The organism is Bartonella rattimassiliensis 15908 (assembly GCF_000278215.1).
Lineage (GTDB): Bacteria > Pseudomonadota > Alphaproteobacteria > Rhizobiales > Rhizobiaceae > Bartonella > Bartonella rattimassiliensis.
Genome location: NZ_JH725067.1, coordinates 1 through 21,336 on the forward strand (window position 1 = coordinate 1; position 21,336 = coordinate 21,336).

Consider the following 21,336-nt stretch of genomic DNA (forward strand, 5'->3'; position numbering starts at 1 on the left):
ATTAAGTAAAATCAAGATTATCATGGTGAAGCATCTTCCTTTGAAAATTTCGTTTAAAGCATGTGCAGAGGGTTTTTTGTTTATCGTAAAAAAGAGACGTGGAAGAAATCAAGGTGCGCAGTTTGGTTCCTTGAGGTAATTTAATGAAATAATATGAAATGCTTTTTTGTGCGTATCCTTGGCATAAAAGGATATCAAGTGAATGTTTAGTACAATGATTCAAGTAAATTATTTTTTATATAAGATTGCTATGTATGAACAGACGGTAAAAAGAAAATCATGAGGAACGTATTATAACGCATATAAACATTCAAATAACAATGAAAAGCAGATAGCATTTATAATACGTTTTTATCATAAAATTCGATAATAAATTATTCAGTATTGTATGATTTTGACAAATGCTTTTCTTTTTGATTGTATCAGAGAGCTTAAAGCGAGACCGTGTTAGGATATAAAATGTTTTGTTCAACTTTTTTTAAAAATAGTGAAAAATATGGTCCACTGTGTGTTGGTTTTGACCCGAGCCATAAAGTTTTGCAATCATGGAATCTAAGCTGTGATTATAAAGGTCTAAAAGATTTCTGTGATATTCTCTTAACAGCAGTTGTGGGGAAGGTGGGAATAATAAAGCCGCAAGCTGCATTTTTTGAGTTATATGGCCTGGAAGGGCTTCAGGCTTTGAGAGAACTTATTGAAAATGCACAGGAGCAAGGTTTATTGGTGATTGTCGATACAAAAAGAGGAGATATCGGCTCTACCGCTGAAGCTTACGGTAAAGCTTGGCTTGGGCCAAATAGCCCCTTCAAAGCAGATGCTATAACAGTTAATCCTTTTTTAGGGTTTAATGCTCTCATTCCTTTGATAAAGATTGCAGAAGAAACAAAAACAGTCGTTTTTATGGTTGTTCAATCTTCTAATCCAGAAGGAAGGCAAATTCGAAATGCTCGCATTGGAGATCAAACCGTTTCTGTTCATTTGGCGCAGCATATTTTTGCATATAATAGCCAATCTGCAACTCAGTATCATCATATTGGTCCTATCGGGGCGGTTATTGGAGCGACATTGGGAAATGAAGCAAAAGAGACAATCGAACAGTTAAAAAATAGCCTGTTTCTTGTTCCTGGCATCGGGGCTCAAGGGGGAACAATAACACAATTAACTCAGCAGTTTCCTCAAAGGTTATGGCAAAATATTATTCCTTCAATTTCAAGATCCATTACGGAGGTTGGGAGAAATAGTGTTGATTTAAAAAATGTCATTCATAACTTTGTTGAGCAATCTAAAAATACACTGCTATCTTAATTTTTTGCTCAGTTATCAAAAGAAGGCTCTTCTAAACAAGAATAATAAATTGATTTATAATGATAATTTAGCGTTATTCATATTGAGTTAAAATTCCGAATATCGTAAGATTCTCTCATTTAAAAACTGCCTATCTTGAATCAAGCAAAATCACTCATTTGCACATAACAAGCGGGATGTGCGTGTGGATCAAGTTTGTATAAGAAAGGATTAAAAATGGCTCTTATGAACCATCTTAATGCAAGGGATGTCGCATCACCTAAGAGCTGGCAAATATAAGGAAGGGCTTATCAAATTTTAAGTAAAGCATTGTTTTCAAGAAGCGGTTTTGCTTTATATCAAAATCAAAGAGTTGCTTGTGATCTTCTCTAAAGGTTCTCAAGATGTTTCTTATTTTCTGTTGGGATGGGGGAGATCAAATATGTGAGCATGTGTTTGGAGAAAAGGTGGAAAAAATACAGAAATCATGGGAAATATATTAAAAATTGCTTTCAAAGGAAATCAGATAGAGAAGAAAATGCAAAAAGGATGCAAACAGTGCTAAAAGATGATGCTGAAGAGTGTTGAGAGAGTGTCTTCATTTGGGGGGCGTTTTCGTTTAAAGGGTATGATTCTCCTTAAAGGTAAATTCTTTTAGAATAATGCTTTATAAGGTTATCCTTTTTGTAAAATAAAAGCTTCTAACATGTTGTTAAAAGCTTTGAAGGCGATAAAGTCATTGCAGCGTTTATTTCTATAGGATAAGGGTTATCCAGAAACACATATTGTTGCTAGAGAATAACATGTCATTAAAACAAGAAAAAACCAGAGCCCGTTTACCCCGTGGTTTTGTTGATCGCCCAAGTGCACAATTGTATGCAACTGAAACCATGATTGCGAAAATTCGTGAGGTTTATGAACTTTACGGTTTTGAAGCACTTGAAACACCAATTTTTGAATATACGGATGTGTTGGGAAAGTTCTTACCGGATTTAGATCGTCCTAATGAAGGGATTTTTTCACTGCAAGATGATGATCAACAATGGATGTCTTTGCGCTATGATCTGACGGCTCCTCTTGCTCGTTATTTTGCTGAAAATTTTGAAACTTTACCAAAACCTTATCGCAGTTATCGGTTGGGGTTTGTTTTTCGCAATGAAAAACCTGGACCAGGGCGGTTTCGGCAATTTATGCAATTTGATGCTGATATTGTTGGAACACAAACTGTTATGGCAGATGCTGAAATTTGCATGATGGCGGCTGATAGTTTGGAAAAATTAGGAATTCAGCCGCACGATTATGTCATTCGTTTGAATAACCGAAAAATTCTGGAAAGTGTTTTGCAGTTGATCGGTTTAGGGGAGAGGGAGCAGCTTGAAAGGCGCTTAACTGTTCTTCGTGCAATGGATAAACTTGATAAATTTGGTCCTGAAGGCGTGCGTTTGCTTTTAGGAAAGGGGCGGTTGGATGAAAGTGGTGATTTTACAAAAGGGGCAGAGCTTCAAGATAATGAAATTGAGAGTATTCTTTCCTTACTCACTGTAAATGCGAAAACGGCAGAAGAAACACTTGAGGTTCTCAGACAGGTCGTTGGTCAGAGTCCTCAAGGGCTTGAAGGGATTCGTGAGCTTGAGGAAATGCAAGCAATCTTTGCCACCAATGGTTATCATAACCGCATTAAAATTGATCCGTCAGTGGTCCGTGGATTGGAATATTATACGGGACCTGTTTTCGAGGCGACATTGCTTTTTGATGTTCTCAATGATGATGGGCAAAAGGTTGTTTTTGGCTCTGTTGGTGGGGGAGGTCGCTATGATGGGTTGATTGCGCGTTTTCGTGCGGAACGTATTCCTGCAACAGGTTTTTCAATAGGGATTTCACGTTTGACTGCTGCTTTGCAAAATCTTGGAAAATTGCCGGTGAAAAATACTCTTGGACCCGTTGTGGTGTTGATGATGGATAAAGAGCCAGAAGCTGTTGTGCGCTATCAAAAAATGGTAATACAATTGCGAAATGCTGGAATTCGTGCGGAACTCTATTTAGGGGCATTGGGCATTAAAGCGCAGATGAAATATGCAGATCGGCGCAAAGCTCCTTGTGTAGTTATCCAAGGATCACAAGAACGTGAAAGTGGAAAAATACAGATCAAAGATTTGATCGAGGGGGCGCGTTTGTCTCATGAAATTAAGGATAATCAAACATGGCGTGAAAGTCGCCCCGCACAAGTAATGGTTGATGAAGAGCAATTAATTCAAGCCGTACAAGATATTTTGGTAACTCAAAAATGCTGATGCTAAAAGTTCTGTGAAAAAGATTGTTAGAAAAAGCTTTAAAATCTTCTCTTCAATTTTAAAAACTTGTCTTTTATTTTTTTCGATATTCTTAAAATCGCATTATTTTTACGATTATGCGATAGAAAAAGAAAATTCTTTTAAAAGGTGAAAATGAATAGCTTTTGAGAACCATAAAATGAGTTCTTTTAAGAGCGCGTGATTTGGTTGTTGCTTATCAATTAACGTCTAAGTCCAAGCCGTATGCATGTGTGAAATAAAGATTGAGACGGTTTAGTGCTCTGTTTTCCTAAGAGAGCGCAATGCGAATATCTTCGTGAAGAAAAATGTTGGAAAATGGAGAGTTTAAGGGGGTTATACAGCCATGTTTAGAAAAATTAATGACTAATAATGTATAGAAAATCCAATAGTTTATAGAAATATTGATGCATTTATATGCGTTTAAGCTTTGAACTTTCATTAGCTGGTATCATATTTTCTGGTGCTTTAGGGGCGGCAGTCCACTTTCTCATATTTCGTGCAAGATGAAAGAGCTTTAAAGAACTTTATTTTAGAAGATTTTTTTAAGTTTAAAAATAGTAAATAACTTAAATCAGACAAGTTTTAAGGAGAGAATATGAAGATCAATTGTAAGATATTACAATGATAAATATTTGAAATTATTTAATTTATTATAAAAATCATTTTTTAAATGGAGAAATGAAAATGACACAATATGATTTTACCTTGCTCTATGAAAGGAACCCCTTTATTTTGAAAAGACCTGAAGATATTGGAAAGTCATTTAAACTTCCTCCTTCAAACTTCACATTTTCAGATTTTCCGCAAATCACTTTTTCAGGTGCTTCTGAATGTCGGCGTATGGTTTTGGGCCTATCATTTAGGGGAATGAAAGCTTTTTTGGTGATGTTGTGGCAGGTAGGGAAAATGTTAGACGAAGGAGATGATGTGGATTTATGGTTTGATCAGATAACATTAGACGATGATATCCTTGAGGAATTTTTGACTTGCGATTTTTCAATTAAAGAACCAGAATATCTTAATTTTAAAAGCTTTAAAGAAGGTATAAAAGAGTTAGAAAGGAATAAAATTGTAGCGAAGGGGACAAAAGAAGATTGTTATTTCATCAATCCAGATATTTTTGGTCTGCCTGAATATGATGAAGATTTTGAGATCGATGAAGAAGATGAAGAGGAAGAGGTAGAAGAGGAAGAAATAAAAACACGCTTTATGGTAGATTACCCGAAAAAACGATAGTTTTAATCATTTGTCTCATGCAAAATAGAACATCATTGTGCTGCATATCCGCGTGCTTTTTCTAAGTGATATATCTTAAAGTGTGTCATATCCGTTTTGTGATGGTGCCCAGTAAAGGGTATAATGATAATTTCCATCCATCTCTTTTTATGATGTCATGCGTGAAGAGTGTAATGATCAAGCCCCAATGAAGAATATTTATAGATTCTCCTATCTTTACGCTTAATAAAAGAGCAAACCAGCACTCCTAGCACATACTTTGCTCGATGTGGGCTAGCTCTGGGTGTTGTGGTACTCTTGGATATTTGATAAGCTTTGGCGTTTGAGAGCATTCATAAGAGATATTTTTACGCCTTTCTTTTCTTATTTTTACTCCCATGCCAGCTCCTGCTTGTGACGTTACAAGCAAATGATTTCAATGAATTCAATATGAGAGGGAAAGGTGAGGAGAAAATCTTGCGATATTTGGAGATTTGATTTACGTTGAAAAAAACGATCAATTATCTTTATAAATCAATATCTCGCTCTTTTAGGGAAATAAAGTACTAAGTCGTCTCAATCTTTGTTTCAAATATATAGATGCTTTGGGATTGGGGGTTGATTGATAAGCATTAGCAAAAGTATGAACTTTCTTGGAGAAAAATAACAGTTTAGAATAAATGGCTATGAGAATAGCAATTCAATCGTTGATGATGGGTTGAATTGGAGTTCTATGAGATCTGTTTTGATTTAATATGCTTTATAAGTGGTTATTTATGCAGAGCTGTTATGCAATGGTTGATTATTTTTATGAGATATAAGTTAATTTGAAGTCTGCATCTCTTCAAACAAATGTTTGATCTATATGTTCTCTCTTCATGCTTTTGTGAACCTTGCAGGATTGGTGTTCATAACTCTTGCATTTGAAAGTGTGGACAAGAAGGACTTTTACTTTTTAATTGTTTATTTATATGTCAATCCAACGTGTAATGAGTCAAGAAAATAAGCTTGATGATGACAATATAAGAGAAATAAAATAAGGCAATCTTATAGATACTCAGCTTTCTCATTTATAGAAAAAGCGATAAATTATCTTTATTAAATCATTGTTTAATATAAGGCTTTAGTGTTGAGCTTGTATCGTTCATTTATACGTCAACTCTTAATATTTTTCAGAGAGTTTTGCATGAATTGAAATAGTTCACAATTACATTATCATTTTTTGATAACATGCAACAGCTTTTAACTCTTTATTCTTTTGCCACAATGAGTTCAGATTTTTATTGGAAATTTTCCAAGCTTTTACAAAGAAGTTAAACACAAATCTCCTCTTGAAAAAACTATTGCTGAAATATTTTATTACCGAAAACGTATAACAAATTTATCGTATCTGGCTTCACGAATAGATGATTTAAAAAATATAAATGGCACAAATTTACAAAGAAAGTTTGTGCCATAACATTTTGTTTGAATAGATGATTTGGGAGGGAGAATTAGCTTTTCAAGGCTTTTAGAACATTTTGTGGTGAAGAAACTTCATAAGGATCTGTTGCACAATTATCTGAAAAACCCGCTTCTTCGAACCATTTTTCCACCACACCGTCATTAATAATAGCTGCATAGCGCCATGAGCGCATACCGAAACCAAGATTGTCTTTTGCAACCAGCATACCCATTTTGCGCGTGAATTCACCAGAGCCATCAGGAATTAATTTTACCTTTTTGATGTTTTGTGCTTTTCCCCAAGCATTCATGACAAAAGCATCATTGACAGAGAGGCAATAAATTTCATCAATACCAGCTTGTTTAAATTCATCATAGAGGCTTTCAAAATCAGGCAGCTGAAAACTTGAGCAAGTAGGGGTAAAAGCGCCGGGAAGAGAAAAAAGAATAACGCGTTTTCCTTTAAAGTAAGAATCACTGTGAACTTCTTGCCAACGATAAGGATTATTTCCATCCATTGATTCATCGTGTACACGTGTATGGAATGTTACATTGGGAACTGTTTTTTTCATCATAAGGATGCTCCTGTATTTCTTTTACGAAAATTTTGTTTTAAAACAACCTTTATATTTAAAACATATGGGAAAGATTGTTTTAAATAAAAGGGCTTCTTTAAAAAATCTTATTTACAATAAGTGTGCAAATATTTCACACTTGCGTCAAGTAGAATTAATGGTCGATTTTGGATATTCTTGACTTTAAAATGAAAAGAAAGAATATTAAAGGTATTCACATGTCCATAAAGACAGTTGTGACCACGGCTTTCAAGGGTCAAAAACCAGGAACATCTGGTTTGCGTAAAAAAGTGTCTGTTTTTCAACAATCCCATTATGTAGAAAATTTTATCCAGGCTCTTTTTGAAAATATTGGACCTCTTGAAGGAAAAATGTTGGTGCTTGGGGGGGATGGGCGCTATTTTAATCGTACTCTCCTTCAGATTGTGTTGAAGATGGCGGCGGCGCATGGTGTTTCTTGTGTTAAAATGGGGAGGAGCGGTATTCTTTCTACACCTGCTGTTTCGCATCTTATTCGTAAATACCATGCCCATGGTGGACTTATTCTTTCTGCAAGCCATAATCCTGGTGGTCCAGAGGGAGATTGTGGAATAAAATACAATATTTCTAATGGCGGTCCTGCACCTAATTCGTTATGTGATGCTATTTTTGCAACGTCGCAACGTCTTTCTTTTTATAAAATTTTTGAAGCTCCAGATGTTGATTTAGATAAACAAGGGACGACCTTTATGGGAAATATGCGGATTGATATTATTGATCCTGTTGCTGATTATGTTGCTTTGATGCAGGATATTTTTGATTTCGATTGCATTGCCAAGGCTGGGGCTCAAGGTCTTACTTTACGGTTTGATGCTATGCATGCAGTGACAGGGCCTTATGCCCATGAAATTTTTGAAAAATGCTTAGGGTTTTCTGAAGGAACAGTGGTCAATGGTATACCTTTGCCAGATTTTGGAGGTTGTCATCCAGATCCCAATTTGGTTTATGCAAAGGATCTTTATGAGTTATTGATGTCAGAGAAAGGTCCAGACCTTGGCGCTGCCTCTGATGGTGATGGAGATCGTAACCTTATTATTGGTCGTCAACAATTTGTTTCGCCTTCAGATTCTTTGGCTATTATGGCTGAACATGCACAGCTTATTAAAGGATATCGGAAAGGTGTTGTGGGGATAGCACGTTCTATGCCAACGGGGCGTGCTGCTGATCTGGTCGCTGAAAAAAAAGGATTTAATTTTTTTGAAACACCAACAGGGTGGAAGTTTTTTGGGACGCTTTTGGATGCCGAGAAAGTAACTTTTTGTGGTGAGGAAAGCTTTGGAACAGGCTCTAATCATATCCGCGAAAAAGATGGTTTATGGGCTGTCTTATTTTGGTTAAATCTTTTAGCAGTAACTAAGAAAACTGTTGCACAAATTGTTCAACAACATTGGCATAGCTATGGGCGTTTTTACGCATTACGTCATGATTATGAAGAAGTTGACGCAGAGAAAGCTTTGGCACTTATAGAGCATTTGCGTGTGCATTTACCACAACCAGGAACTAAAATTGCTGGATTCTTGGTCAAAAAAGCAGACGACTTTACGTATCATGATCCTATTGATCAGAGCGTTAGTACGCGCCAAGGTATCCGTATTTTTTTCGAAAATGGAGCACGGTTGGTGGTTCGTTTATCGGGAACAGGGACGCTAGGCGCTACTTTACGACTTTATTTTGAAAAATATGAAGTTGATCCGCGCAAACACCATTTCAATCCACAAGATGTTCTCCAACCTTTGCAACAGGTAGCACTAAAACTATTAAACATACAACAAGAATTGGGACGAAACCGCCCTGATATTATCACATGAGATCATGGGAATGTTTTGTGTCAAAATACTAGGATATAGATCGCAGGGAATGTGATTTTATTGGCCATGAGAAAGCGCTTAACTCTATTTTCGGGTGCGCTTCGTTCTTTTTGTCTTTGTGGATTGATTGGATTCTTAAAACAAAGTGCTAGAGGAAATTATAAGGAAGTGTAATAGAAGCATTTATGGTCAATGGGGTTATGTCCACAATGAATTTATGCCTAATGGTTTGATAAAAATGTGAAGATGCTTTTATGCACAACAGAACACTATCGTTTTTGTGCATTTCATATGCTTGTTTTAAAAAAGCTGCTTTCAATATATTTAAGCCTATCTTACAAATACTGCTTATGAAGGACAATAAATTGATTTATAATGATAATTTATCAATTTTTAACTTGATGTAAAGTCTCGAATACCGTAGAATTTTCTTATTGTAACACTGCTTAAATTAAATCAATTTAAATCAATTTAAATCACTCACTTGTATATTAACAGCGGGGCTTATGTGAGGTAAAATTACTAGAGGAAAGGAGTAAAAATATCTCTTATGAATGCTCTCAAATGCCAAGGATTATCGAAACACTTAAGAGTTGGTAAATAGTGGGATGATGCCAATTTGCTCATAAGCGTAAAAATAGGGGGCGTCAATGGATTTATTATTATACTATTTATGGCCGTTGTCGTGAAATAGGCTTGGATGCATTGAGAGATGTCTCTTTAAAACAAGTCCGCGAATGTGCAAACAAATGGCGTTCTGTTTTTCGTACAAGGTATATGGCGGTCGTGAAGGATATAAGGATTAAAGCCTCGTAAAGAATAAAACTTTATAGAGGTGTTTATTTTTATGCTGATAAGAGAGGGACAATCATCACACGATTGGTTAGCACCAAATGTTGAACTTTGCATTTGAGAGCGTTTATTATAAATATTTTTAGTTTTTCTTAATCGTTTTACACGGCTCTTCTCATTTCTAACATGCAAGCAAAAGGCTTTGGTGGATCTAATATAAGAGAATTTGAAACGAAAGAATCTTACGATATTTATGTCCACTCATTCAACATACAAAACAATTAACAGTGATTATAAACAAATATGGTCTATATCATTGTGACTGTTATCTTTATTTGAATAAAAGTTGGGATTTAAATAAAAGGTTAAGTTTGAGGAATAACTTTCTTGTCGCTCAATGTTCAATCGTGCTTAGCTCTTTGAGAATGTTTATTAAGCGATGGTCTTTTTTTAAATTGTTTTTTACCTCTTCATTAATTTCAGTTATGATGTACTAAGGAAATGATTTTTATCGGTTTATTAAAGACAATGTAAGTGAGTAAATTTTATGATAAGCGAGAAATTCTTTAAATTGTACAATGATCAATTATCCTTATAGATTTTCATCATTCTTATCAATTAATGTATTGTATATGATGAGAGCATTCATGAATATAATTGGTAGATAGGGATGAAACAAAGGGAAATATTTTTCTAAAATAATGGATAATCAGCATTTCCTACTTTATGATCCACGATGAATGATTTTTTGTAAAAAGGGAAATTTATGAAACAATATCCCAAATGTCCTCGTTGTAATAGTCTTTATACTTATGAAGATGATAAAAATTTTGTGTGTCCTGAATGTGCACATGAGTGGCCACAAAAGAACGACGCTTCTGTTCTTTCTGACGCTATTTATGATGCTAATGGTCAGATTTTGACAAATGGAGATACCGTTATGGTGATAAAAGATCTGAAAGTAAAAGGTGTTTCATTTGTTTTAAAAGGTGGGACTAAGGTAAAGAATATTCGCTTGGTGGATGGGGATCATAATATTGATTGCAAAATTCCAGGATTTGGTCAGATGAGTTTAAAGGCGGCGTTTGTTAAAAAAGTTTAGACATATTTGTGCTGCAATTGCTTTTGCATTTTCTTGTTTTTTATCTTTACACTTTTGTATTCTTCTTCAATGGAGTATTTTTTTCACAGATTACGTTAATCAGATAGGCGCAATATGTTTGCCTGTATTTGGAGATAGAAAGTAGAGCAGGGAAATACCGATTCTGTCTTTTTTTAGATAGGCGGTTATGTAGAAGATGTTGATTTATAAGAAATAATAAAAGTATGCGCTTTCATAAGGAGAACAATGCTGTAAAATGATAAATTTACTCCCGTTGAATTGACAAAATATTCTCACTTTTTATCCGATAATTTCCAAAATAATTATAAGAGATCTAACTTTAAATTTATTTATTTTTACAAATACTTGTCTATATCTTTTGCGCCATCTTTATGGACTTGAGACCGAAGGTGCTAGAAGGGGAATGCTTAACTCAAAAATGGGAAAAGGTCGGTAGGATACTAAGAAGTGTGTAACCGTCATGCCTTAAGTTTTAAATGTTGCAACAGTCCTTATATTACAAAGTGCTCATAAGAGCTATTTTAAAAATAGTTTTTATTATTATCTAGTTTGTGATGTGTCAGCAAATGATTTTGATTTAATGCAATAGATAAAAATATGAGGCTGTCTTTGTAGGATTCTCATTAAAATTGTTGTCGATTGGTGGTGCTACAGAAATATTTTGCATGAATTTATCATTGGAAGCACTGAAAATTATGAATAAAGGGGATAAGCGTGCGCTTTGTTTTACGATGGTTTTTTTTGGGTAACAGGTCTGTGTTTTTAGAGGTAAAAATTGCATGATAAGATTATGAAGAAAAAATAAATTTAAAGTACACGCCTATGCGTTTTATTCTGTTTATGCAGGGGTAGTTCGTGGAAACAATTTATGCCTTTTCATGGAGATTCTGAAACCTTTTGAAGGCACCTGTGGTGGTGGGTGAAAAGTGAGTGAAACTATTATTATTATACAAATTTTAAAATAGTACTGTATTTTTAGTCGTATGGCCTCAACGTCCTAACATTTCAGAAAGGAAATGGTGTAAAAGATTTTTAATACCATGTTTGAGCATTATCGTTGAAGACAGATAACCAATGCAGATGCCCCGCGTATTGAGATAAATAATACCATTTTAAAATCCGCGAAAAACAATATCGCCACTGTCATTGGCAACAGCAGGGCGAATACGTGTTTCAAGAAGCTTCTTAATCGTTAAGATGATATCAGTATCTTTCTCGTCATAAAATTCTTCGTTAAGGGCGTGGGCATGGGCTTATGTTGTGGCTTTACCGTTGAGCAAGGTAATTGGCGCAGTCATTTCGTATATTGAAGTTGAATTTTATTGTGGCATGGCTTCAACACCTAATACTTCAGGGATGAAATGGCGTAAAAGATTCTCAATACCATGTTTGAGCGTTGCTGTTGAAGAAGGACATCCAGCGCAGGCACCTCGCATATTGAGATAAACAATACCATTTTCAAATCCGCGAAAAGTAATATCACCACCGTCATTGGCAACAGCAGGGCGAATACGTGTTTCGAGAAGCTCCTTAATTGTTAGAACGATATCAGTATCTTTCTCGTCATAAAATTCTTCGTTAAGGGCGTGGGCATGGGCTTGTGTTGTGGCATTGGTGGTGATAACGGGCTCATTGGACAGAAAATGTTCCATAATTGTACCTAAAATGATGGGCTTGAGATGTTGCCATTCTCCTCCTTTTTTGCTTACAGTGATAAAGTCATAGCCTAAAAAGACACCATTGACATTAGGAATATTAAACAGTTTGGCCGCTAAAGGTGAGTCTTTAGTTGCTTTTTCACGGTCACGAAATTCTAACACGCCTTCCGAAAGAACCACACGACCTGGCAGAAATTTAAGTGTTGCAGGATTTGGAGTGGTTTCAGTTTGAATAAACATAGGATCTCCTTTTATACTGAAGGATTAGAAAGATCATTACATTTAAAATATTATATTTTTTAGGCAATCGATTTAATATCTTCATCAGCAAGATTGCTGGGAATAACAATGACAGGAATTGAAAAAGCAGTTCCTTTATTTCCAATTAATTGGATCAGAGGGCCTGGTTCTTCTGTATGTCCACTGGCTGCTAAAACAATCAGTGCAATTCTTTTATCCGCATCAATTAGTTTGGAAATTTCATCAATTTTTTTTCCTTCACGCACGACAGTTTCTGTTTCAAGGGTATGGGAGGCGTGAACTTCATTGGCAATGTCTCTTAACATTTTATGAGCACTTTGCGTTGATTCCGTACGCATAACATTGTTTACACCCAGAAAATGTTGAAATTCTGCACTATCAACGACACAAAGCAAGACCAATGTTCTATTGGTATTTTGGGCATGTTGTGCAGCAAATGCAACAGCACGCCGACATTCTGGTGTTTCATCAATAATAACTAAGTTTTTTTTCTTAGGTTGTTTTTTTGGATTTTGGGGGGTAGAAATCATGCATTTTCTCTATTTTGTACAAGTGATTTTTTGGGCTCTTTAATGGTTTTCATAGATCGTGCAAAAATCCAACAATTTCACGAATTTTTTTCATATTTTTTTCTGCGAGCATACTAGCACGTTTAGCACCATCATGCAAAACAGAGTCAATGTAACTCCTTTCTTGATGAAGCCGACGTAATTCTTGTGTTATGGGGGAAAGCTTATGGACGGCAAGGTCAGCTAGGGTTGTTTTAAAATGCGAAAATTGTTGACCAGAAAATTCTAAAAGAATCTTTTCTTTGCTGACGTTGGCTAAGGCGGCATAAATACCAAGAAGGTTATCAACTTCTGGCCGTTCTTTTAAAGCAGTAAGAGTATCGGGAAGAGGAGCAGAATCTGTTTTGGCTTTGCGTATTTTTTTTGCAATAAGATCAGCATCGTCAGTTAAATTAATGCGTGAAAAATCTGACGGATCTGATTTGGACATTTTTTTTGTTCCGTCGCGCAAGGACATAACACGTGTGGCTGTTGTTCCAATAAGCGCTTCTGGAAGAGGAAAAAAGCCTTGTCTTTCTTCTTGATCCGTTGGGATAGAGATGCCAAAGTTTAATTCAGCAATACGCTGTGCATAGTCGTTGTTAAATTTTTGTGCAATATCGCGTGTGAATTCAATATGTTGTTTTTGATCTTCACCCACTGGAACATGCGTTGCACGATAAACTAAAATATCAGCAGCCATCAAAGTAGGATAGGCAAAAAGCCCAAGGGATGCTTTTTCACGATTTTTTCCTGCTTTATCTTTAAATTGTGTCATGCGTTGAAGCCAGCCTATACGGGCAACACAATTAAAAATCCATGCGAGTTCAGCATGTTGAAAAACACGTGATTGATTAAAAATAATGTGTTTTTGAGGATCAATACCGGCAGCTAAAAAGGCTGCTGTCACTGTTCTGGTGGATTCTTGTAAATTAAGGGGATCTGGATTAACGGTGAGTGCATGCATATCCACAACACAATAGAGGCAGTGATAAGAGTTTTGCAGTTCAATCCAATGCTGAATGGCACCAAGATAATTGCCAAGATGTAATTGACCACTCGGTTGTACGCCGGAAAAGACAAGTGGTGTGAAGGTATTCATAGGAGTGTTCTTTCTTCAATTAGGGTTATTCATGTTATTATTTTTGACAAAGTATAAATATTATGTGCGTTTTTTCAAATTTTTAAGAATGTGAAAAAAAGAACGGGTATCAGATAAAAAATAGGCACTAAAATAGATCAAAAATATGCTGAGCATGATTCCTGCTAAGGTGATAGCACGCAAGAAAAAGGAGGCTTGTGAGGATAAAGGAAAAGACAAAAATCCAAACACATTCAATCCATAATAGAGAGCTAGAGTACTCAAAAGGGAAGCGATCAGGAGGTATAATATTCGCTTGATCAATTGGAGGTCGTATTGCCAATAACCGCGTTTGATAAGAACACCCAAAAGCAATACTGTGTTGACCCATCCAGAGGTAATTTCAGCAATAACAATACCTCGTGCGGATAGAATAGGAAATAATGTTAAGGCAAGACCGGTATTGATGAGAACACAAATGCCTGTAAAAATCATCGGTGTTTTGGTATCTTCGTGAGCAAAGAAATTAGGAATAAAGATCTTTGTGAGAACAAAAGCTGGAAGTCCTAGCCCATAGAGTTCCAGTAATTGTGCAACGTGGTGTGTTGATTGGCTGGTAAACTGGCCACGTTCAAAGAGCAAACTGACAATAGGAGCGGAAAGCAGCAAAAAAGCGATGGATGCTGGGAGTGTTAACAATAGCGTTAATTCAATAGAGCGATTTTGCAAATAGTGGGTTTCTTCATGCTTTTTGCTTCGCAAAGCGCGGGTTAATTCTGGTAAAAGAACGGTTGCAACAGCAATAGCGATCACGCCTAGAGGCAATTGATAAAGGCGATCAGCATACATCAAAGAAGAGACAGCTCCAGATTGACTAGAAGCAATGTTGGTATTGATGAGCAAATTAATTTGTGTGATGCCTCCCGTGATGGCAGCAGGAAATGCTAAGGTTAACAGTCTGCGAACATTAGGGCTTAAATGGGGGAGGTGGAAGGAAATTTTCATGCCACTTTGACGCAAAGCAATGGAAATTAAGATGAGTTGAATAAGCCCTGCGGCTAACACACCCCAAGAGAGATTTAAGCCGATATGCCAAGCGTCAAGTTGATAGATCCAAGCATAGGTAAGTACAAAAATCAGAATAATATTTAAAAAGAGTGGGGCAATGGCAGCAATAAAATAGCGTCGCAGAGCATTGAGCATGCCCCCCATCATGGCGGACAGGGACATGCATGTTAAATAGGGAAACATGATCGCAGTAAAATGAACTGTGGCGTTAAATTTTGTTGCATCTTCAGTAAAACCTGGAGCAATAATGGTTCGTACCAAAAAAGGCATACTGAGTTCCATGGCAATCGTTAATAATAATAGCAGCGAAAAGAGAATGCCAAAGACCTCTTCTGCAAATTTGCAGGCAGTTTCTTGACCATCTTCCGTGATTTTTTTTGCAAAAAGAGGAATGAAAGCAGCACTAAAGGCTCCTTCAGCAAAAAAGCGACGGAATGTGTTGGGAAAACGAAAAGCAGCATTAAAAGCATCAGAAACAGGACCGGTTCCTAGTGCTGCTGCCATAAGCATTTCGCGTACAAACCCAAAAATACGGCTCATGAGAGTTCCGGAGGCAACTGTTGCAATTTTTTTAATCAATGTCATAAAAATAGATCGGCTTTGTTATATATACCAGTTTGTTAAAGAAAAGCGATGATAGGAGAAATAAACCGTTTTAAATCGTGAAAATATGATCGGTAACTAATACAAGAATATATTTTTGCAGAATTTTACGACGGTGTTTATCTTTCTGTCAACAATGATGCATGAAGACTTTTTAATGCTCCTTGTTTATTGTTGCATTACAATTTTTATTGTTGCCATAAAATAATTAAAATTTCTTTTTCAAGCTTAAATATGGAGGCGATAGTATAGCAGTTGAGAGGGGATAAAGATTTCTTTATAGGGTAGTGATGTTTTGTGAATAGGAAAATGATATTTCAAGAGTGTTTTGCTATTCTTGTATCACCATAAAAGATGACAGTGATGATACAAATTATCCTTTCATTTCCTCGTTCAGGTTTCTTTCACAGCTGATGAGAACAAAATCTGAGAAAATGAAATAAAGTTTTCATATATTCTTATGGTTTTCATTCTCCTTGATGTCCGATTGTTTTGCCGATGAAGGTAAGGGGGCAATCGTTTTTAGCAGAGAATGAAAAAAGTTAAAACTTATGAACTTTTAGCTCTTCATAGCGATTGCCTGCTCCGTTTTATGGGGGTGGATATTTTCTTGTCTCTTGTCATGATGTCTGACGTTGTGTGTTGCTTTCTGTGCTTGAATGATTGTTTTATCAAGAGTGTTGGAATTTTTGATGTCATTGTTTTTCTGTATAGATTGATGCCGATTTGGCGCTGTGTACTCATAGAATTTGTGGTTATAAAAATAGACGGGTGCTATCTGCTGTTCTATTTCTTTTATGTGGTTTACGTTTTCTATAATCTCTTTTGCTTTGTTAACGGATGTGCCAAGACTCTTAGCAAGTCTTTCGTGATTATTTTCTTTTATAGCTTCATGGTCGCTTGATGATAAGCGTTCATTGATTTTTCTGATATAAGTCCTTATTTCTCCCCTTAATTCAGGAGAGTTTGATAAAGTTTCTTGTTGCTGTTCTTTTGACAGGGAAAGGAGATTTTGTATCCATATCCCTGGCATTTTTACTGATTGTTCACAGCGTTTTTGGTGTGCATGATGATCATGGAGAATTTTTCTTTCTGTTTGTTTAAAAATATTGATATAATGGTCAATGGCTCTACAGAGGGGTAAAATATTGGCTTCAGCATGGGCGCGTGCGTTATTTTTTATGCCACATAGTTTTGTACCAGAAAGCTTAGAAATAGAGTGAGGAGATGTTGCAATTTGATAGGCGAGCTGTTCTGCCTCAGAGGGATTTTTATGGATTATCTCAATTCTTTCCTGTAAAATATGACGATTGCCATAAATGATTTTGCACAAAGTTTCGATTTCTTTCCTTCTTTCTTGAATGGATGCGGTGCTTTTAATTTTTTCAGTTATTTCATTGTTTGTAAGGGGGGCTATTTTTTCTGCGGGGATAAGAACTTCTTGCTGCTGTTTAGCTCTTGCTGCTGTAAAAGAGAGAGCATCACCAATTTTTAATGTTTTTATTTGCTTTGGGGTGAGATCTTTTTTATTTCCTATGATAAAAGTTCCGTTGGCATCAAGCATGAAGGCATTGGGGCCACTGCCTCTGTAAAAGCCTGTATAGGTTTGCCCTTCTTGCGCTGTCATAATAAGACGATGATTTATGCTCTCAAGTCCAATAGTTTTCATATTGTCCATGAATTCTTTTAAAATAAGTGTTTTTTCTGGATTGGAGATATCGTCAAATAGATGTTGCATCATTTCTTTATTGTTGTGGTGTAGCGATGCAATACTGGCAAGATTCATGCGTTTTTTTGTGATCAGAGAAAAGTCGAGTGTGTGACCGGCAACTTGCCCAAGTTTTTCAAAAAACATTCGTTGTGTACGTCCATTACCTTCTCTGAAAGGATGTGTATAATTTAGCTGTATCATCATTTCAGTGGCTTGTTCAACAAATGTTTCACGAGTTAAGCCTTTTAAATTATTCGTTTCAGCGAGTATTTTGTCTAAATTTTCTAGACTCTTTGGTATCTGTTTTTCTGAAGCAAAGGAAATACCATCTTTTTTCATATTAGGCATAGAAGCGACTGTGCCATCTTCAAATGTAAACGGTTTTTCACGGGTGTGTCCGGCCCATTCAAAAGTATTTTTGAACAGGGTGTGATGAATATATTGGAGATATGCAGAGGTTAGATTTTGTGGTGGTGCTTCTCGGCGTAGATGAATGAGTGCTTTTGCTGTATCATGTGCACATTGCACTTTTAATTTTTCAGAGTTTTGGATGCCATATTTATTTTTTAAGGTGATACTGTTTGGGTAAAAGAAATTGCGGTGCTTTGTATTATTTCCTTCGGTTTCAGGCCATGAGGATAATTGCTCGTGTGGGGAGAGAGGAGAAGTATCCATTGAGGGCGAAGGGATGGTGTCCATTTTTTTTGTTGCAACATTCCAATATACCATTGCTTTTTTAGGGGGCTGTTTTTCTATTTGTGGATGATCAGAGCGTTTTTCCTTTGGAATTTGGATAGATATTTGATCATTCGACACTATATTGTTGGTCTGTAAAATCGTTTCTTGGAAATCTTTTTGCGTTTGCCTCAGAGAGGAAACAGATTGAGCCATTGGTTTTGTCGTTTGTTCTTTCTCTTGCAGATTCTGAGGCATAGCTTTAACGCTGTCATGTAAAGCATGAGAGGTAATCCATGGTGCAAAATGGGCTTGTGCTTTTCTCTTTATTTGAATGGATGCGTTATCTTTGCTCTTTTCAATTATTTCATTGTTTGTAAGAACCGCTTTTTTTTCTTCTGGAAGCAATGTCTTTCGCTGGGTTTTTTCTGGTCTTTGAGCCTTTGGCGCTGTAAAGGAGAAGGATTCCCCAATTGTTAATGCTTGTATTTGCTCTGGGGTGAGATCTTTTTTATTTCCCAAAATGAAAGTCCCCTGAACATCAATCATGAAGCCATTGGGGCCACTGCCTCTATAGGTACCATGATAGGTTTCTCCTTCTTTTGCGACGACAGCAAGACGATAATTTTTTTCATCCAAGCCAAGCTCTCTCATAGAGTGAGTGAATTCTTGTAAAATAAGAAATTTTTCTGGGTTGGAGATGTCCTCAAGCAGATGTTTCATAGGTTCTGGATCGTTATGCTCCATGGCGGCAGTACGGACGAAGTCTTTGCGTTTTTTGGTTACAAGAGAAAAATCGAGCTTATGCCCTGCTGCTTTAGCAAGTTGTTCAACAAAAAGTCTCTTTGTACGCCTATTGCCTTCTCTGAAAGGGTGTAAGTGATGCAAATTGATCATCAGTTCAGCAGCATGTTCAACGAATTCTTCGCGGGTTAAACCTTTTAAATTATTTTTTTCAGCAAGTGTTTTATCTAATTTTTCTAGTCCCTCTTGTATTTTTTTGCCAATAGCAAAAGGTTTGGTAAATCCTTTTCTTTTCAAAATTGGCATAAAGGCTATGCTACTATCTTCAAATATAAAAGGTGCTTCGCGGGTATGTCCGGCCCATTCAAATGCATGGGAAAAGAGGCGTTGGTGAAGATATTTTAGATAAGAGGAATTAAACTGTTCTGGTAGAGGTTCTTGGCGCAGTTTGATCATTTCTTTTTTTACATCATCAGAACAGCGCTCTTTTAATATTTTTTGATCTGTGATGCGGTATTTATTTTTTAGCACTTTGCTATTGGGATAAAAGAAACTCTGCGATGCTTCATTGATTTGCTTAGAAATGGTGCTATTCATTGCAGGATGTTGTTCTTGCAATTCTTCCTGTGGGGAAGTGGCACAATGATCTGTGTTTTCTATCATGTATATTTCCTTTCAAGTTTTCAGTATTTGTTTTTTAAAAGCTTCTTTTTTATATTTTTTGCCTTATATTACTTTCATGGAATTTCCTTCAAAAAAGAAGCTAATTGGAATGATTAAAAAAACGTTGCTTTGTTCGCAGGGAACAAGGTCAATATTTATGATTTTTATGAAGTGTTATCAGTGAACTTTATCAATGAGTTGTGTCAAATGATGAGGTATTTTATCCAGAGTTCGCTGTATATTATATACCGTCTGTGATGCAATCTGAATAATTACATCAAAGCTTTATATTATATAGTATAAGCTAACGAGGAAGAGGTTTATCAGGACCAACCCATTGCTTTTGATGTTTCGGTTCGCCTTGATCGAAGAGGGAGCAATTTGGGATCTTCTTGGGTAGAAGCTTCAGCAATCTCGAAATGCCGTTTTGTCGTGGAGAGCTCACGAAACTGAGGGGACTGCGAGAGGTTCTTCTGTTGCTTTTTATCTATTTCGGTAAACGGTTGATGGCGCTTTTGTTGTTCTTGATGGTGTTGCACGATGTTTTCTCTTGCCTGTTTTACAGTTTCAGCATAATTCTTAATGGCAGTACAAAGGGTAGGAAGATTTTCTTCAGCAGCTTTGCGTGCTTCGTTTTTTACGCCAAGGATTTGCTTACCAGCAAGTGGAGCAAAAGATGTAGAATTGTTTTCAATTTGAAATACAAGCTCTTCTCCCATCTCTGGAATTTTTTGTATATCTTCTATTCTATATTGCAAAATAAATGGATCTTTATAAACAATTTGGCACCAATATTGTATCTCTCTTTGACCATATTGAACCGATGGATCTTTTTGAACTCTACGAGCAATTTCCTTATTTGAGAGAGGTTTTATTTTCTTTTCTAAATGGAGCGGATTTTGTAACTGTTGATTTATTGACTCTTCCTTTTGCGCATGTCGCTGGTATCCTTGTCCTGTATGAAGCTCAGGTGAAGTATTCTCAATTTTTGTATATTTTGAAGTATATACATAACCGTTAATGGCAGCACATAGAGCAGGAAGAGTTTCTTCAGCTTGTTTACGTGCATTATTTTTTATGCCAAAAACTTTTCTACCAGCAAGCTTAGAAATAGACTTAGGGCTTTCTGTAACATCCCATAAGAGCTGGTCGCCCATATCAGGATTTTCTTTGAGTTCTTCTATTTTTTCGTTTAAAATAAGCCGGTTGCCATAAACCTTTTCGCACAAGAATCGTATTTCTTCTTGATATGCTGAAAGCAATAGCTCTCTTTCCATTTTATTCGAAGATGTTTTTTGTCTATGAGAGGGGTTTGGTTGTTCAATTGATGTCTGGGAGGAGGTCGTTTTTTGGATGACAGAGTCGCTTTTTTGTTTGTTTCCTATACGGTCATGTTTTCTAGATGTATATAATTCACTGTCTTGTGATGATGAACTGCTTTGTTGCCTGATTTTCACATGTGATGATGTTTTGGGTCTAACACTTGGGGAGAGAGCGTCAGAGTTTTGGATTTTTGTGTCATTTTGCACTCTGTTTCTCAAGCGTGGAGGTTTTGGTGGCGCAGGCATTGCATAGGGGGGATCGTTCTCTTGAACTGTTTGTTTGCTTTGTTCCCTAGCTCTTATGCGTGGAGGGGGCGGTGGTGCAACCTTTGTGTGAGTGGAGGAGTTTTCTTGGATTTTTATGTCATTTTGCACTCTGTCTTTCATGCGTGGAGGTTTTGATGAAGTAGG

General features: G+C 36.3%; 12 protein-coding genes and 1 pseudogene. 5 read left to right on the forward strand and 8 right to left on the reverse strand.

All coding sequences use genetic code 11. The features are described from left to right. Positions 1–459 precede the first annotated feature (459 nt). The 3 genes from pyrF (at position 460) to MCY_RS05890 (ending at position 4,832) form a co-directional block, all read left to right on the forward strand. Positions 460–1,305 (forward strand): orotidine-5'-phosphate decarboxylase, encoded by an 846-nt coding sequence (gene pyrF / locus MCY_RS05880; protein WP_007347462.1) that lies wholly within the window; start codon positions 460–462, stop codon positions 1,303–1,305. A 782-nt stretch (positions 1,306–2,087) separates the two neighbouring features. Further along, positions 2,088–3,575, forward strand: a complete 1,488-nt coding sequence (hisS, locus tag MCY_RS05885) for a histidine--tRNA ligase (RefSeq protein ID WP_007347463.1) — start codon at positions 2,088–2,090, stop codon at positions 3,573–3,575. 705 nt (positions 3,576–4,280) lie between these two features. Then, positions 4,281–4,832, forward strand: coding sequence for a hypothetical protein (locus tag MCY_RS05890; RefSeq protein ID WP_007347464.1), 552 nt, complete (start codon positions 4,281–4,283; stop codon positions 4,830–4,832). Between the two features lie 1,472 nt (positions 4,833–6,304). Here MCY_RS05890 and MCY_RS05895 read toward each other — a convergent pair. After that, positions 6,305–6,829, reverse strand: a complete 525-nt coding sequence (locus tag MCY_RS05895; protein WP_007347465.1) for a peroxiredoxin — start codon at positions 6,827–6,829, stop codon at positions 6,305–6,307. A 218-nt stretch (positions 6,830–7,047) separates the two neighbouring features. On the opposite strand from MCY_RS05895, the gene MCY_RS05900 reads away from it, so the two are divergent. After that, positions 7,048–8,676, forward strand: coding sequence for an alpha-D-glucose phosphate-specific phosphoglucomutase (locus tag MCY_RS05900; protein ID WP_007347466.1), 1,629 nt, complete (start codon positions 7,048–7,050; stop codon positions 8,674–8,676). Between the two features lie 1,558 nt (positions 8,677–10,234). Then, positions 10,235–10,570 carry a zinc ribbon domain-containing protein YjdM gene (locus MCY_RS05905; protein WP_007347467.1) on the forward strand — a complete coding sequence of 112 codons (336 nt, stop codon included), beginning with the start codon at positions 10,235–10,237 and terminating at the stop codon, positions 10,568–10,570. A 1,010-nt stretch (positions 10,571–11,580) separates the two neighbouring features. On the opposite strand, the pseudogene MCY_RS09130 reads toward MCY_RS05905, so the two are convergent. The 7 genes and pseudogenes from MCY_RS09130 to MCY_RS05940 form a co-directional block, all read right to left on the reverse strand. After that, positions 11,581–11,844, reverse strand: a pseudogene (locus tag MCY_RS09130) (NifU family protein); the annotation flags it as partial. A gap of 66 nt (positions 11,845–11,910) precedes the next feature. Continuing rightward, on the reverse strand, positions 11,911–12,489 hold the full coding sequence (locus MCY_RS05910) for a NifU family protein (RefSeq protein ID WP_007347468.1): 579 nt from the start codon (positions 12,487–12,489) through the stop codon (positions 11,911–11,913). Between the two features lie 59 nt (positions 12,490–12,548). Beyond that, positions 12,549–13,040 carry a universal stress protein gene (locus MCY_RS05915; protein ID WP_007347469.1) on the reverse strand — a complete coding sequence of 164 codons (492 nt, stop codon included), beginning with the start codon at positions 13,038–13,040 and terminating at the stop codon, positions 12,549–12,551. A 49-nt stretch (positions 13,041–13,089) separates the two neighbouring features. After that, complete coding sequence (gene trpS / locus MCY_RS05920) at positions 13,090–14,160, reverse strand: tryptophan--tRNA ligase (protein ID WP_007347470.1); 1,071 nt, start codon at positions 14,158–14,160, stop codon at positions 13,090–13,092. A gap of 60 nt (positions 14,161–14,220) precedes the next feature. Continuing rightward, positions 14,221–15,792 carry a murein biosynthesis integral membrane protein MurJ gene (gene murJ / locus MCY_RS05925; protein ID WP_007347471.1) on the reverse strand — a complete coding sequence of 524 codons (1,572 nt, stop codon included), beginning with the start codon at positions 15,790–15,792 and terminating at the stop codon, positions 14,221–14,223. Between the two features lie 577 nt (positions 15,793–16,369). Continuing rightward, positions 16,370–19,603, reverse strand: coding sequence for a BID domain-containing T4SS effector (locus MCY_RS05930; RefSeq protein WP_007347472.1), 3,234 nt, complete (start codon positions 19,601–19,603; stop codon positions 16,370–16,372). A gap of 323 nt (positions 19,604–19,926) precedes the next feature. Further along, on the reverse strand, positions 19,927–21,336 hold a 1,410-nt coding region (locus MCY_RS05940), incomplete at its 5' end, for a BID domain-containing T4SS effector (RefSeq protein ID WP_007347473.1).

Coding starts and splice junctions, on each gene's coding strand:
- MCY_RS05910 (WP_007347468.1), bottom strand. CDS start 12,489: ATGTTTATTCAAACTGAAACCACTCCAAATCCTGCAACACTTAAATTT.
- MCY_RS05930 (WP_007347472.1), bottom strand. CDS start 19,603: ATGATAGAAAACACAGATCATTGTGCCACTTCCCCACAGGAAGAATTG.
- MCY_RS05895 (WP_007347465.1), bottom strand. CDS start 6,829: ATGATGAAAAAAACAGTTCCCAATGTAACATTCCATACACGTGTACAC.
- MCY_RS05900 (WP_007347466.1), top strand. CDS start 7,048: ATGTCCATAAAGACAGTTGTGACCACGGCTTTCAAGGGTCAAAAACCA.
- MCY_RS05905 (WP_007347467.1), top strand. CDS start 10,235: ATGAAACAATATCCCAAATGTCCTCGTTGTAATAGTCTTTATACTTAT.
- MCY_RS05915 (WP_007347469.1), bottom strand. CDS start 13,040: ATGATTTCTACCCCCCAAAATCCAAAAAAACAACCTAAGAAAAAAAAC.
- MCY_RS05890 (WP_007347464.1), top strand. CDS start 4,281: ATGACACAATATGATTTTACCTTGCTCTATGAAAGGAACCCCTTTATT.
- pyrF (WP_007347462.1), top strand. CDS start 460: ATGTTTTGTTCAACTTTTTTTAAAAATAGTGAAAAATATGGTCCACTG.
- murJ (WP_007347471.1), bottom strand. CDS start 15,792: ATGACATTGATTAAAAAAATTGCAACAGTTGCCTCCGGAACTCTCATG.
- trpS (WP_007347470.1), bottom strand. CDS start 14,160: ATGAATACCTTCACACCACTTGTCTTTTCCGGCGTACAACCGAGTGGT.
- hisS (WP_007347463.1), top strand. CDS start 2,088: ATGTCATTAAAACAAGAAAAAACCAGAGCCCGTTTACCCCGTGGTTTT.